11 protein-coding genes are annotated in these 13,987 nt (G+C 49.6%); 5 read left to right on the top strand and 6 right to left on the bottom strand.

Annotated elements, in window-relative coordinates:
* Positions 1-46: 46 nt before the first annotated feature.
* The 4 genes from I1H34_RS23740 (at position 47) to I1H34_RS23725 (ending at position 6,261) form a co-directional block, all read left to right on the top strand.
* The gene (locus I1H34_RS23740; RefSeq protein WP_212663356.1) at positions 47-3,592 is read left to right on the top strand and encodes an AAA-like domain-containing protein; all 3,546 of its coding nucleotides are present in this window, start codon (positions 47-49) and stop codon (positions 3,590-3,592) included.
* A 187-nt stretch (positions 3,593-3,779) separates the two neighbouring features.
* Complete coding sequence (locus I1H34_RS23735) at positions 3,780-4,952, top strand: histidine kinase (protein WP_212663355.1); 1,173 nt, start codon at positions 3,780-3,782, stop codon at positions 4,950-4,952.
* A gap of 152 nt (positions 4,953-5,104) precedes the next feature.
* Positions 5,105-5,365, top strand: a complete 261-nt coding sequence (locus tag I1H34_RS23730; protein WP_212663354.1) for a photosystem I reaction center subunit IV — start codon at positions 5,105-5,107, stop codon at positions 5,363-5,365.
* Between the two features lie 41 nt (positions 5,366-5,406).
* A complete protein-coding gene (locus I1H34_RS23725; protein ID WP_212663353.1) occupies positions 5,407-6,261 on the top strand; it encodes a DNA-formamidopyrimidine glycosylase in 855 nt (284 codons plus the stop codon).
* On the opposite strand, the gene I1H34_RS23720 is transcribed toward I1H34_RS23725, so the two are convergent.
* Positions 6,258-7,382 carry an ATP-binding protein gene (locus tag I1H34_RS23720; RefSeq protein ID WP_212663352.1) on the bottom strand — a complete coding sequence of 375 codons (1,125 nt, stop codon included), beginning with the start codon at positions 7,380-7,382 and terminating at the stop codon, positions 6,258-6,260. The two genes, I1H34_RS23725 and I1H34_RS23720, sit on opposite strands and share 4 nt — an antisense overlap.
* A gap of 147 nt (positions 7,383-7,529) precedes the next feature.
* On the opposite strand from I1H34_RS23720, the gene I1H34_RS23715 reads away from it, so the two are divergent.
* Positions 7,530-7,955 carry a hypothetical protein gene (locus I1H34_RS23715; RefSeq protein WP_212663351.1) on the top strand — a complete coding sequence of 142 codons (426 nt, stop codon included), beginning with the start codon at positions 7,530-7,532 and terminating at the stop codon, positions 7,953-7,955.
* Between the two features lie 128 nt (positions 7,956-8,083).
* Here the strand turns inward: I1H34_RS23715 and ndhD1 are convergent, their stop codons facing one another.
* The 5 genes from ndhD1 to I1H34_RS23690 all read right to left on the bottom strand — a co-directional run bounded on the left by ndhD1 (position 8,084) and on the right by I1H34_RS23690 (position 13,937).
* The gene (gene ndhD1 / locus I1H34_RS23710; protein ID WP_212663350.1) at positions 8,084-9,688 is read right to left on the bottom strand and encodes a photosynthetic/respiratory NAD(P)H-quinone oxidoreductase subunit D1; all 1,605 of its coding nucleotides are present in this window, start codon (positions 9,686-9,688) and stop codon (positions 8,084-8,086) included.
* 52 nt (positions 9,689-9,740) lie between these two features.
* On the bottom strand, positions 9,741-11,804 hold the full coding sequence (locus I1H34_RS23705) for an NAD(P)H-quinone oxidoreductase subunit 5 (RefSeq protein ID WP_212663349.1): 2,064 nt from the start codon (positions 11,802-11,804) through the stop codon (positions 9,741-9,743).
* A gap of 183 nt (positions 11,805-11,987) precedes the next feature.
* Positions 11,988-12,338 carry a thioredoxin family protein gene (locus I1H34_RS23700; RefSeq protein ID WP_212663348.1) on the bottom strand — a complete coding sequence of 117 codons (351 nt, stop codon included), beginning with the start codon at positions 12,336-12,338 and terminating at the stop codon, positions 11,988-11,990.
* A 45-nt stretch (positions 12,339-12,383) separates the two neighbouring features.
* Positions 12,384-13,106 carry an NnrU family protein gene (locus I1H34_RS23695; RefSeq protein ID WP_212663347.1) on the bottom strand — a complete coding sequence of 241 codons (723 nt, stop codon included), beginning with the start codon at positions 13,104-13,106 and terminating at the stop codon, positions 12,384-12,386.
* A 12-nt stretch (positions 13,107-13,118) separates the two neighbouring features.
* Positions 13,119-13,937: a YaaW family protein gene (locus I1H34_RS23690; protein ID WP_212663346.1), complete on the bottom strand. Its 819-nt coding sequence runs from the start codon at positions 13,935-13,937 to the stop codon at positions 13,119-13,121.
* Between the last annotated feature and the right edge of the window lie 50 nt (positions 13,938-13,987).

Genomic DNA, 13,987 nt, shown 5'->3' with positions numbered 1-13,987 from the left:
TGGGTGCTTCCCCTAGGGACTGCCCATCGCTGGTTATGGTTTGCCTATGGATACCTCTGTCTCAGACTGGACGACTGATACGTCGCCGATCAATCCCTATCAAGTGGGGGGAAGTTTACCCGTTGATGCCCGGACCTATGTCGTCCGCCAAGCCGATCGTGATTTGTATCAAGCCCTAAAAGCAGGGGAATTTTGCTACGTACTCACAGCTCGTCAGATGGGCAAATCCAGTTTGCGTGTGCATACCATGAAGCGCTTGACCGTGGAAGGGTTTGCCTGCGCCTCCATTGATGTCACTAAAATTGGCAGCCAGAATATTACCGCAGAGCAGTGGTATGCCAGTCTGATTGGGGCATTGGTCAGCGAATTTAAGCTGGGGGACAAGTTTCATTTGCGGTCTTGGTGGCGAGATCGCACCCTGTTATCCCCCGCCCAACGCCTGACGGACTTTATTGAACAGGTGCTGTTTGTCCATGTCCCCCAGAACATGGTGATCTTTATTGATGAAGTTGATAGCCTGCTCAGCCTCAGCTTTTCTGCCGATGATTTCTTTGCCCTGCTGCGCGCCCATTACAACAGTCGGGTCGATCGCGATGACTTTAAGCGCCTCACCTTTGCTCTGTTCGGCGTCGCTACCCCCTCTCAACTAATTCAAGACCAGCAGCGTACGCCTTTTAATATTGGCCGAGCGATTCACCTCCGTGGGTTTCAATCCGCAGCAGCTCGGCCGCTGACGGTAGGACTGAGTGATGTGTCCCAACACCCAGAACAGCTAGTACAGGCCGTTTTAGATTGGACGAATGGGCAACCTTTTTTGACCCAAAAGCTGTGTAAGCTCCTGACCACGGGTTCTGCTATTCCCCCAGGCGATGAAGCGCAGGTTGTGACCGATTTGGTTCAATTGCAAATTCTCCATAGTTGGGAGGCCCAAGATGAACCAGAGCACCTCCGCACCATTCGCAATCGCCTGCTGCAAAATGAAAAGCGAGCGGGACGGCTGCTCGGCAGTTATCAGAAGCTGCTAGACCAACCCGATTGGCAAGTGGGTACCCCCACAGACAATAGTTCTGAACAAATGGAGCTCCTGTTGTCGGGCTTGGTGATTCAGCAACAAGGGCAGCTTTATATTCACAATCGCATTTATGCAAAAATCTTTGATCTGACTTGGGTCGAGCAGCAATTGGCGCAATTGCGGCCCTATGCCGATGTGATGCAGTCTTGGTTGCAGTCTGACGGACAAGATATGTCCCGGCTTCTTCGAGGTCAAGCCTTACGGGAGGCTTTGGCCTGGTCCAATACCAAAAGCTTAAGTGACCAGGACTATCAGTTTTTAAGCGCGAGTCAGAACGCTGACAAGCAAGAAGTCGAAGTCAGCCTCGCCACCGAGCGCCAGTCCAAGAAAGCTATGGAAGAGGCCAACCATATTTTGACGGAGGCCCATGGCAAGGCCCGTCGAATTGTCAGAGTTGCGATCGCAGCCTTGGCATTGGTCTCCGGTATCTCCGTTTTGGCGATTGCAGTTGGCATTCGTACGGGGCGAGATCTGCAAGAATCTCAGCAAAGTCTGTCCTTGGAACAGGAAGGGGTGATTACTCTCCGGCAATTCCCCACGAATCAGCTACAGGCCCTGCAGTCCGCGATTGAGCTAGGCCAAAAACTGCAAGACTTAGTCCCTACTAAACGCCAGCTGCAAGACTATCCCACCGTCAAACCCCTGTTTGTCCTCCAGAGCATTCTGGACAATATGTATGAAACGAATACCTGGCAGGGGCATAAGGGACGCATTTATAGTGGTTCCTTTAGTCCTGGCGGCGATCAACTGATTACCGCAGGAAAAGATGGCTATGTCCGAATTTGGTCCCCAACGGGTGAGCAGCTACAAGCGTTTCAAGCCAATCCTAAAGGCATCCGGTTTGCAGCATTCCTCAAAAATGACCAGGTTTTGACCATCACTCCGGTGGGACAGCTCCAGTTTTGGGATGCTGAAGGTGACCTCAAGTCAACAGCCCAACAGAAGATTGGCAGACTTAGAAGTATTCGGTTTAGCCCTAATCGTGACCAATTTGCTACCGCTGCTACCGATGGTCGGGTTTATATCTGGAGTCAAGCTGGTCAGCAGTTGGCTCAGTTCACGGCCAATAATGGCTCTGTGAGTAGTTTGAGTTTTAATCCCGATGGACAGACCGTGGTGACCGTTGGGACAGACGGTACGATGCAGGCTTGGACGCTATCGGGACAGAAACTGAGGGAATGGAAAAGCCGAATCAATCCCAACCTCAAGTTAAACAGTGTGAGCTTTCTCCCCGATACAGCGCCTGGGACCTCTTCTTCAAGCCAGCAAAATCAACGGTTTGCTATGGTCGGCACCGATGGCCTGATTCGTCTGTGGAGTGCGTCTAGTACCCAACCTTTGAATGTCTGGCGAGGCAGTCAAACGTCTCTATATCTGATTGATGCCAGCCCCACAGGACAAAAATTGGTGACCCTAGGGGAAGATAGTACGATTCGAGTTTGGGACTTTGCTGGGAGAAAATTGGCAGAGCTAAAAGGACATTCTGGATTGGTGAGTAGCGCTAGCTTTAGCCCAGATGGTCAAAGTCTGCTGACCACAGGCAGAAATGGCAGCCTCCACTTATGGAACCTAGCTGGCCAGCAACAATGGGCAGGCCAGCATAAGAGTATTTGGAGTATCGCGCTGCACCCCCAACAAGACACCGTGGCGACAACGGGCAAGGATGGCATGTTGCGGCTGTGGCAGAAAAATGGAACCTTGTTGTGGGAAAAACAAGCCCACAATAAAGGCAACGATGTTGTGTTCAGTCCTGATCAAAAGCGGTTAGCGACAGCGGGTGAAGATGGCTATGTCCGCATGTGGGATTTACAGGGCCGTAAATTAGAGGACCATCTCGTTGATAAAAAAGGAGTGTATTCCCTCAGCTATGCTCCCAAGGGTGAGATGCTAGCGGCGGCGGCCAATGATGGGACCGTCCATCTATGGGATTTTCAGTCCCAAGACCATCAACAATTTGAAGCCTCTACCCAGCCCCTATGGGCGATCCGATTTAGCCCTGATGGCAAGCGACTGGTGACGGCTGGTAGAGAAGGGCAAGTCAAGGTCTGGACACCTTCTGGTAAAAAGCTGAGGCAATTTGATGCCCAGCAAGGGTGGCTTAGTGATGTCCGCTTTAGCCCTGATGGCAAGCAGATTGTGACGGTGGGGAAAGATGGTTCTGTTAAATTTTGGTCGGGTAAAGGCCAGCTGCAGCAGCAATTTCAGAGTCATCCCAACGATATTCTTCGCTTGGTGCTCAGTGCCGATGGACAGCGTCTGGCAACGGCTGGGCAAGATGGGATTGTCAAAATTTGGACCTCTAAAGGGCAACAATTAGCAGAATTGATGGGACATCAAGGGGCCGTGTATAGTCTGCAATTTGCAGCGGATGGCAAGTCTTTGATGACAGTGGGCAAAGATGACGCCATTCGGATCTGGCAAACTGGAACCCTCCCTCAACTCTTACAGCAAGGATGCCAATGGTTACAGACTTACCAACAGCGACACCCTGATGTAACAAATCCCTGTACTCGGCGCTAGAATGGGCGGATGCAAGGCATTAAAAAAAGTAGTGTTTAAGAGTTTAAACCTCGATATCTATGGTTGGCCTGATCCGGTATGGGGCGTTGTCAATTAATATGAAGTTAAGTCAGCATATGTGACTTACTTCTGAGGATTGTGTTTTTTTTAACTCCCATGTCTATTCTGTCCTGAGCTACCTACCGGAATGAGATCATCTTCCGAGACCCACACTGAACATCTACAATCTGTAGTTAAGTCTGATGCTTCACTACAGCTGCTGTTGTTCGTGGATAAACGCACAACGGCTAAAGAACAGATTCATCAAATATCGCAATATTTAGATACTCTGAAACCAGATTGTGATTTCGACCTGCATGTGGTTGAAGTCTCTGAACAACCCTACTTGGTGGAGTATTACAAACTGGTGGCAACGCCAGCGTTAGTCAAAATTCGGCCTGAGCCTCGGCATATTTTGGCAGGCAGCAACTTGGTCGCTCAGTTGGAAGAGTCTTGGCCCTATTGGCAACATGCTTTATCTGAGAATGAATTGCTGAAAGATCAGGTTACCTTAGACGACGACACAACCTCTTTTGCTGATGCTGCCCAACTGATGCAGCTATCGGATCAAATGTTTCGACTGCAACAAGAGAATGCAGCGTTGCAGGATCAGCTCAAGTTCAAGGATCGCATGATTACCATGTTGGCCCATGACCTCCGCAACCCGTTAACGGCAGCGATCATTGCTTTAGAGACCTTAGCAGGACAATGGGATGAGGATAATGAGATCATCCGCAATTTATCTCCGGCTCTGCTGAAACGATTGGTTAAGCATGCTCATACCCAAACCCAAATCATTGAGCGTATGATCACCAATTTACTGGAAGCCTCCCAAGGAAGTGAGCCCGACCTTAAAATTCATCCTAAGCAACTGGATTTAGGTGGACTTTGCCAAGAGATTATCTTAAGGGTACAGAATACCCTCAAAACTAAGTCACAGGTATTAGAAAGCGATATTCCACCCGATATCCCCAACGTCCATGCTGATGCTGATCAGGTGCAGCAGGTGATTCTCAACTTGCTGGATAATGCGATGAAATATACGCCGGAGGGGGGCGAGATTAAACTATTGGTTGTGCATCGGACGACCCAAAAGGTGCAGGTCAGCATTTGCGACAATGGCTTAGGGATTCCCCAGGAAAAGCAACAATATATTTTTGATAACCAGTATCGTTTGGATCGAGATCAAGACCAGTCTGGGTATGGCATGGGACTTGCTCACTGCAAACGGATTGTAGGGAACCATTTCGGTGAGATTTGGGTGGATTCTGCTCCCGATCATGGCAGTGGTTTTCACTTTACGTTGCCGGTTTATCGGTAATTAGGATCCCCAAAAAGCATCTCAGTGAACGATAAAGTCATCAATTTTTATGACAGTTATAAAATTTTATAGATTTTGGGTTAGGACTGCACCGAGACCATAGTAGTCTGAGATCAATGCTTCGTTTGCAATTTCAATAAGGTAAAAGATTCATGGTTCAACGCGGTTCTAAGGTTAGAATTCTCCGCCCGGAGTCTTACTGGTTTCGTGAAATCGGCACCGTTGCCTCCGTTGATAAAAGTGGTATTAAATATCCTGTGATCGTTCGTTTCGATACCTGTAATTACAACGGGATTAGTGGTACTGCTGCTGGTATCAACACCAATAACTTCGGGGTTCACGAACTCGAAGAGGTTGAGGCACCCAAGGCAAAAGCTAAGAAGCCTGCTGCAGCTCCCAAAGCAGAAGGCTAACTTACCTTCGTGTCTACTATTCGTCCCAACAGTCTGCTTTAATGCCTGAGCTACCTGAAGTAGAAACAGTGCGGCTTGGCCTAGAAAAGGTGACTGTTGGGATGCAAATCATGGGTGGCGAGGTTCTCTATCCGCGAACCATTGCCCATCCTCAGTCTCCGCAAGCATTTATCCAAGGGTTGCAAACTGCAACCTTTTTGGCATGGATGCGACGTGGCAAATATTTACTAAGCCAGCTGTCTTTAGCTACTCATCGTCAGCCGAGCTGGCTGGGTGTGCATTTGCGTATGACAGGGCAATTGCTCTGGTTGGCCCAAGATGAGCCAGTACAGAAGCATACTCGGGTGCGTCTATTTTTTGCGAATAATCGCGAACTCCGATTTGTCGATCAGCGAACCTTTGGACAAATGTGGTGGGTGGCCCCCACTGAAGATCCTAAGCAAATTATTAGTGGTCTGCAGAAGCTTGGGCCAGAACCCTTCTCAAAAGATTTTTCCATCGATTATTTGGGTAAATCCCTGCAAGGCCGTAAGCGTTCTATTAAAAGCGCTCTGTTAGATCAGGCCTTGGTGGCAGGAGTGGGCAATATTTATGCGGATGAAGCCTTGTTTATGAGTGGGATTTGTCCGACGATGCCATGTCACCAGCTGCAGATGGAACAGGTGCAGCGGTTGCGAACTGCGATTGTGGACGTCTTATCGACCAGCATTGGGGCAGGCGGTACCACCTTCAGTGATTTTAGAGATCTCAAAGGGGTGAATGGGAATTATGGTGGCATGGCCTGGGTCTATGGACGCCAAGGTCAGCCTTGTCGGACTTGTGGTCAACCTATTGAACGGATCAAGCTTGTCGGTCGCTCCACTCATTTTTGCCCTCAATGCCAGCCTGAATGCTAGAGAACCTCGCGGCTGGCTCGATATAAGTCACTCCAGTTGTCTCGCTCTTTAACCACGGTTTCAAGATATTCTTTCCACACCACTTGATCTTGAACTGGATCTTTAACCACGGCTCCAACCAAGCTAGAGACTAAATCATGGGCCTGGAGGGAACCATCACCGAAATGGGCGGCCAAAGATAAGCCGCTATTGACGACAGAAATGGCTTCTGCGGTGCTTAGGGTGCTGCTGGGAGATTTGAGCTTGGTTTTGCCATCTTCCGTCATGCCGCTGCGTAATTCCCGGAAAATGGTGACAACGCGTCGAATTTCAGCTAAGGCAGGGGCTTCAGCGGGTAGTTCTAGGGCTGTTTTTAAGCTTTTAACTCGCTCTTGGACAATTCTGACTTCAGAATCGGCGTCATCGGGTAAGGGGAGAATAACAGTGTTAAAACGGCGTTTCAGAGCGCTAGAGAGATCATTCACCCCTTTGTCTCGGTTGTTAGCGGTGGCAATCACATTGAACCCCTGGGTGGCTTGAATCTCTTCTCCAAGTTCGGCAATGGGCAGGGTCTTCTCAGAGAGAACGGTAATCAAGGTGTCTTGAACGTCAGCAGGAATGCGTGTCAGTTCTTCAATGCGGGTGATTTTGCCCTGATCCATGGATTGCATTAACGGGCTAGGCACGATCGCATCTAGGGATGGCCCTTCTGCTAAGAGCTTTGCATAGTTCCAGCCATAGCGAATGGCATCTTCGCTGGTGCCTGCAGTCCCTTGGATTAATAAGGTAGAATCTCCTGCGATCGCAGCCGCTAAATGTTCCGATACCCAAGACTTGGCCGTACCGGGAACCCCATACAGCAAAAGGGCTCGATCCGTTGTCAGTGTGGCAATAGCGATTTCCATCAGTCGCCGATTGCCAATATATTTTGCTGAGACTTCAAAGCCATTCTCTAAGGTGCCCCCCAATAAATAGGTGGAAACGGCCCATGGAGAAAGCTGCCAGTTTGCTGGACGTTGGCGCGTATCAGATTTGCGAAGTTCTTCGAGTTCTGCTGCAAACTGTTGCTCGGCATGTTGTCGCAGAACGGCAGTTTGAGGCTCGACTGTTTTCGAGGACTGTTTTTTTGTCTTAGCAGCCATAGCGCATTGCAAAACATCAGAGACCATGGCAATTATCAGGTATTTTGGCTATCGCAGCTTGTCTTTTGCATGAATAATTGGCTTCCAGTGTTGATTTACTGGAGGTCAGCCTCCAAAATTATTGTGAATCACTAGAGACTATGGCAATTGCAGCTTCAACCACAAATTATCAAGATCCTTGCAAACCCAAAATTTCAAGATGAGGCAACAGAGGATGACATCTCAGAAGAGATTGCTGTGTTAGCTGAAGAAGTAGGGTGGAAACCTATATTTTGCGTATTTGTAAATGTTCTCCTTGATTTATCCCTGAAGCAGTACTGGTATGACGTCGTAGCGTGTCTCTTTTGTTGCGATTGCCACCAGCGTGATTTGCCTTGCGATCCTAACTACCTCATTGCTTTGCTTTATGACTGCTTACGGATTAGTCCTGCCCTGGGCCGACGTGGTCTAAATCATGACGATGTCCATAACTTAGTGTGGAGTATTGTTCATCAACTGAAAGGCGTAGGATATCTGGCTGATTATGCACCTCAATTCGATCCAAGTGTAATTCAGCATCAAATAATGCGTTGAGAGGTTTCTCCCAACTTCCCCAGTGAATGGATTATGACTGTTATCAGAGAACCCCCACTCTGAAATTCAGTGTGGGGGTTAGTATACCTATTAAATAAATTAATTTTAGGTATGAAGTGGAGAGTAGCCTACTTAATCGCGGGAGCTTGGTAAGGGCTTTCCATCTCAACATCGGATACAGATGCGACTGTAGCTGCTTCTCGCATAGCAATAGAAGGCACAGAGGGACGAATATAGGCGACCAGCTGTGTGGTCTTGGCATCGTAAATCTGGGTAATGATTTTGGGATAGAGACCAATACCAATAATAGGGACGAGTAGGCAGACAATCACAAAGATTTCCCGGGGTTCTGCGTCGACCAGCTTCTCATGAGACGTGAGTTCCTTGTTTTCAGGTCCGTAGAAGATTTCCCGCAGCATGGACAGCAGGTAAATCGGGGTGAGAATGACCCCAATACCCGCCAAAATAACCATGGGTATGCGAAAGGCCAGACTATAGGCATCGCTTGTGGCTAAGCCAACAAAGATCATCAGTTCAGCAACAAAACCGCTCATCCCAGGTAGGGCTAAAGACGCCATGGAACAGGTCGTGAACATGGCAAAGATTTTAGGCATGCTCTGGGCCACACCTCCCATCTCTTCCAGAATCAAAGTGTGGGTGCGATCGTAGGTCGCTCCAACTAAGAAGAAGAGACTGGCACCAATCAATCCGTGAGAGACCATTTGCAGCACAGCACCGCTCATTCCTAAGTCCGTAAAGGAGGCAATTCCGATCAGGACAAAGCCCATATGGGAAATGGACGAATAGGCAATCTTGCGTTTGAGATTTCGCTGGGCAAAGGAGGTGAGGGCAGCGTAAATAATATTGACCACCCCCAGAATAATCAGAACGGGGGCAAAATAGGCATGGGCGTCAGGGAGTAGCTCCACATTCATGCGAATTAACGCATAGCCCCCCATCTTGAGGAGAATTCCGGCCAGCAGCATGTGGACAGGAGCCGTGGCTTCCCCGTGAGCATCCGGTAACCAAGTATGCAGAGGCACAATCGGCAACTTGACGGCAAAGGCCACCAGGAAGCCTGTGTAGCAGAGCAATTGAAACGTTAACGGATAGTCTTTGGCCGCTAAGGATTGCAGGTCAAAAGTTAGATCGGGACCAAAGAAGGCCATCGCCAAGGCGGCAACCAGGATAAATAGAGAGCTGATGGCGGTATACAGAATAAATTTCGTCGCTGCATACAGCCGTTTGTAGCCCCCCCAAATTGAGAGCAACAGATACACCGGAACCAATTCCAATTCCCAGACCAGGAAAAAGACTAGTAGATCTTGAACGGCGAACACCGCGATTTGGCCACCGTACATCGCCAGAATCAAGAAATAGAAGAGTCGTGGTTTATAGGTGACGGGCCAGGAGGCCAGGATTGCCAAGGAGGTGATAAATCCCGTTAGCAAAATCAGGGGCATGGATAAGCCGTCGGCCCCAACGGACCATTGCACGCCTAATTGAGGGAGCCAGTCATAGCGTTCCACCATTTGTAACCCAGACTCAGCAAAGTCGTACTGGGTGTAAAAGGCGTAAACCAGGAGGACAAAATCAATGAGGCCAATCACCAACGCATACCAGCGAATGGGATCACCTTTACCCTTTGGATCAGGGATGAAGGGCAGGGCAACAGTGGCCACAATGGGGAAGAAAATCAGTGTTGACAGCCAAGGGAATGTATCTGGATTCATGAACCGCTATCTCTATTCGACGGATTGAGCAACGACGAGGCAGGAATGGACGCTAGATGACCGTGGCAATCGAGATCCCCAAGACTGCCATAAAGAGGATGAAAAGGTAGAACTGGAGGCGGCCACTTTCTAAGTATTTGAGACCTTCACCGGTCAATACCGCTAGGAATCCAGCAAAGTTAACGATGCCATCCACGACTTTGAAGTCGACCTCTAGAACCAGGCGGGCAATCCGGCGACAGCCCTTGATGATAGTGCGTTCGTAAAGGTCATCAATAAACCACTTATTGAGGGAGAACTCATATAGCGTGGGGAACCGATTTGAGATTGCAGCCGGATCCACTTGCCGAGTTCGGTACATCAAAGACGCCAAGGTAATCCCGATTAAGGCGATACCCACAGAATTGCCGGCCATCAACAGAAACTCGGACCATTCAAACTCAGCTGCTGCCTCTAGGGCTGCATTGGCTTCTCCGGGGGCATAAATAAAGGCTTCAAACCGATTGTTAAAGGGCATTCCCAATAGGCCAATGGCAATAGAGGGAATCGCCAACACCATTAACGGCAAGGTCATGGTAATCGGTGATTCATGGGGTTCATCCGCATGGTGGTGATCGTCATGGTGATCCGACTCAGGCTCAGCCACCATGGTCAACTCGCGAGGATCCATGGCACCAGGACCAAAGTTGAGAGCCGGAGACTTGCCATCAATCTGTTCACGCAAGGCATTGATATTGCCCCGGAAGTCTCCTTCAAAGGTGGAGAAATACATTCGGAACATATAGAAGGCTGTGAGTCCTGCCGTCAGCCAACCTACTAGCCACAAGGCTGGGTTGGCTTCGAAGGCCAAACTGAGAATCTCATCCTTAGACCAAAAACCTGCAAAGGGAGGAATACCGCAAATGGCTAAGCAGCCGATTAAAAAGGTGATGCCGGTATAGGGCATGTACTTGCGCAGGCCGCCCATCAGACGCATATCTTGCGCTAGGACTGGGTTATGACCGACCACAGCTTCCATGCCATGAATCACAGAACCAGATCCTAGGAACAGCATGGCCTTGAAGTAGGCATGGGTCATCAGGTGAAAGAGGCCCGCAGAGTAGGCACCGATGCCCATGGCCATGACCATATATCCCAATTGGGAGATGGTGGAGTAGGCCAGACCCTTCTTAATATCGTTTTGGGTCACTGCAATGGTGGCCCCCATAAAGGCGGTAATCGCTCCGGTCCAGGCAATAAACTGCATGGCGGTGGGAATGTCCGAAAACACGGGGAACATCCGAGCCACCAAAAATACCCCGGCTGCAACCATGGTTGCAGCGTGAATCAGGGCAGAAATGGGGGTAGGACCTTCCATGGCTTCGGGTAACCAGACATGGAGGGGGAACTGGGCTGACTTCGCCATGGGTCCCAGAAACACCAAGATGGCGAAGATGGCCGCAACCACACCGCTCAACTCGCCCGTCGCCACCAGGGATTGCAAACGCTCTCCCATGATGTCGAACTCAAAACTATTAGTAGCCCAATACAGGCCCAAGATGCCGAGGAGTAACCCAAAGTCCCCCACTCGGTTCGTTACAAATGCTTTTTGGCAGGCATTGGCAGCAGGTTTCCGGTCATACCAGAATCCCACCAGCAGGTAGGAACACATCCCCACCAATTCCCAGAAAATATAAATTTGCACCAAGTTCGGGCTAAGGACTAACCCCAACATGGAGAAGCTAAATAGACTTAAATACGCATAAAACCTTACATAACCGGGGTCATGAGCCATGTACCCATCGGTATAAATCATTACTAGGAAGGCAACTGTGGTCACCACCACCAGCATGAGAGAGGTCAAGTGATCGATGGTATAGCCCATCGTCAAATGAAAGTCACCCGCTGAAGCCCATTCGAAGGTCATCAGATAGGGCGCATGACCCTGAATCTGACTCCATAGAATCGAAAAGGAGAGGACCATTGCCGCTCCCATCAAGGACACAATAAAGGCCGCATTGAGTTGACGGAGGGCGTTCGTTTGTTTGTTGTAGGAGATTAACCCTAAACCTACGAGAAATGCACCGCCGAGTGGCAATACAGGGATAAGCCAAGCAAATTGATATAACGAATCCATCGTTGACGCTGTTGTCGATACAAAAAACTTTACAGTTTGTAAAACAATTTACATTGTTACACAATATCAGGCCCTTTCTCGACCCGCAATCCTTAAGATTAACCAATCGAACCTTATACCCAAACACTGTTTGAGGTACCCTGTCAAATTCGATTTTTAAATACTTAGAGATGTAAAGTTAGGTTACCCCGCAGACAATCGCGATGGAACAATCTGATCTAGCGCTGCCTCTAACAATCGCAATGCTTCGGTGCGATCGCAAAAGTGGTCCATTCGATGGACCAGACGCCCCTGGTGAAATAGCAGCAGACTGGGAATATTAGTGAGGCGATATTGGCTGGCGATGGCAAAATTTTCGTCGGCATTGACAGCGACAACCTTGAGTTCCGAGTCGTAATCCGCCTGGACCTGAATCAGTAACGGTTCCACCCAACGACAGACGCCACACCAAGGAGCCCAAAAGTTGACTAAAACGGCAGTCTCGGACTGCAACACTTCGGGGGCAAAGGTACGGGTTTGAATCGCAGGCAGCATGCTCAAGGGAGATTAGGAAAGACGATGGGAAAGGCTGAAATTATGCTACCAGCGAACGCTGAATGCTGCACGCATCATCAGGGGATGGGCAATCCAAAATAGCCAAATAAAGCCAGCCACCCCAACATAGGCAGGCTTTAAAAATTCCTGGAGCTTGAAGGTTTGCTTGCCCTGAGCAATGGCTAGAAAGGGCACGATGGAGGTGCGTGCCTTGACTGCCTCGAATGCGTCACCATAGCGTTTGGCTAATCGCTGATCGCCATGCCAAACGCCAAACAAGTGATAACCAATTAATCCCAAGCAGGTCGCTAAATTAAAGGAAGTCCCGACCCAAAGTAAATGGGCTATGCACCAAATCACCTGGCCCACCATTTGGGGATGGCGGCAAATCCGAATGATGCCGGTTTCGTAGAGATAGACCTGGGGCTTCTGAATCGCTGCAATCTCTAGCAGGTTGAAGGTGGCGGGATAGAGAAAAATAAAAGAAATCGCTGACAAGGCCCAAATCAAGCCTGGCAAACCTGGGGTGCCCTGAAGCTGCCAAAGCTGGACCCCATCGTAGCGATGCTTCAGAAAATAGCCGATCACAATCACCGCAGCGGTGATGCTTGCTAAGGCAAAGATAACGCGATAGAGCCGCGCCCCTAATTTCTTCTCTGCTGCCATCCGCAGGGAAGCTAAACCGCTGTGGATTAACCCAAAGCCCCCTAATAGGGCCAACATGATGAAGTGAGAGGGAGCCAACCAGGAATGGGGATCAGTGGACATTTCGAATCATACTCAAACAGATTGCCAAGAGGTTTCCCCCCGAATTAAACGAATTTGGGCCAGAGTAAAGATCACTGGAATGACCCGTCCGTAGTTGGTTGCGATCGCACGCCAACCCAGGTCTGCAAATAAGCCAACCCAAAGGGCTGAACTCACCACCGTCAATGCCCCGCGCATCACCCCATATCGAGCTGCATTCCAAGCCATACCGCGTCGGGCTGCTTGCACCGCTAACTGTCCTTCGATTTGGGGGGCTGCTTGTCGAGCCACTTGATACACTGCCATCTGAGCCGCAAATTGCCGCGCCAGTTGCTTTAACAGCAAGGGGCGCAACACTGATGATACGGCTAAAGCGCTGCTTCCTTCCAGCAGCCAGCGCCGGGGATCCGTTTGACAGTTGACGGGCAAGGGAGTCCCAGGAGTATCAGCCAGCGCCGTTTGGATCCGCTGTCGGAGCTGCTCCTGCTGATTTTTGGGTAATTTTTGCCAAGCTTCTTTGATCAAATGCAAGTAGATCTCAGCTTCTAAATCTGTGGTGGAGAGGGTGGGTGAATACTGAATCTTCAAATGGCGGCTGACTTGCACCAAAATCTGGCGATAGTTCAAAGTTTCCGTTTGCCCTTTCAGAACCGTAAACCCATCGGCGGCCACAAAGCGAAAGCGGTTTTCGATGGCCGCTAACCACTCTTGGCGATTGGTCGCTTGAACTTGCCCAGGAGTGGGTTCTCGCAAATAATCTAGGGGGTTATATTTGCGACGAAACAGCAAATCTGTCAGGTCTTGTAATTCTTCCTCGGTCGCTAATTCGAGTGCCTGCCTCAGCTCGTTCATGCCTAGGGTCCCTATGGTCTCTACCTGTTACGATAGCGTACTGGTTTGGA

Origin of the sequence: Acaryochloris marina S15 (assembly GCF_018336915.1) — a bacterium.
Taxonomy (GTDB): Bacteria; Cyanobacteriota; Cyanobacteriia; order Thermosynechococcales; family Thermosynechococcaceae; genus Acaryochloris; species Acaryochloris marina_A.
Note: the sequence above shows the minus strand (reverse complement) of the source record. Positions and strands in the feature narration are given on the sequence as shown.

What these genes read in the sequence shown, in the direction of transcription:
- ndhD1 (WP_212663350.1), bottom strand. Translation starts at nt 9,688, where the DNA reads ATGAATCCAGATACATTCCCTTGGCTGTCAACACTGATTTTCTTCCCC.
- I1H34_RS23725 (WP_212663353.1), top strand. Translation starts at nt 5,407, where the DNA reads ATGCCTGAGCTACCTGAAGTAGAAACAGTGCGGCTTGGCCTAGAAAAG.
- I1H34_RS23690 (WP_212663346.1), bottom strand. Translation starts at nt 13,937, where the DNA reads ATGAACGAGCTGAGGCAGGCACTCGAATTAGCGACCGAGGAAGAATTA.
- I1H34_RS23720 (WP_212663352.1), bottom strand. Translation starts at nt 7,382, where the DNA reads ATGGCTGCTAAGACAAAAAAACAGTCCTCGAAAACAGTCGAGCCTCAA.
- I1H34_RS23705 (WP_212663349.1), bottom strand. Translation starts at nt 11,804, where the DNA reads ATGGATTCGTTATATCAATTTGCTTGGCTTATCCCTGTATTGCCACTC.
- I1H34_RS23700 (WP_212663348.1), bottom strand. Translation starts at nt 12,338, where the DNA reads ATGCTGCCTGCGATTCAAACCCGTACCTTTGCCCCCGAAGTGTTGCAG.
- I1H34_RS23730 (WP_212663354.1), top strand. Translation starts at nt 5,105, where the DNA reads ATGGTTCAACGCGGTTCTAAGGTTAGAATTCTCCGCCCGGAGTCTTAC.
- I1H34_RS23695 (WP_212663347.1), bottom strand. Translation starts at nt 13,106, where the DNA reads ATGTCCACTGATCCCCATTCCTGGTTGGCTCCCTCTCACTTCATCATG.
- I1H34_RS23735 (WP_212663355.1), top strand. Translation starts at nt 3,780, where the DNA reads ATGAGATCATCTTCCGAGACCCACACTGAACATCTACAATCTGTAGTT.
- I1H34_RS23740 (WP_212663356.1), top strand. Translation starts at nt 47, where the DNA reads ATGGATACCTCTGTCTCAGACTGGACGACTGATACGTCGCCGATCAAT.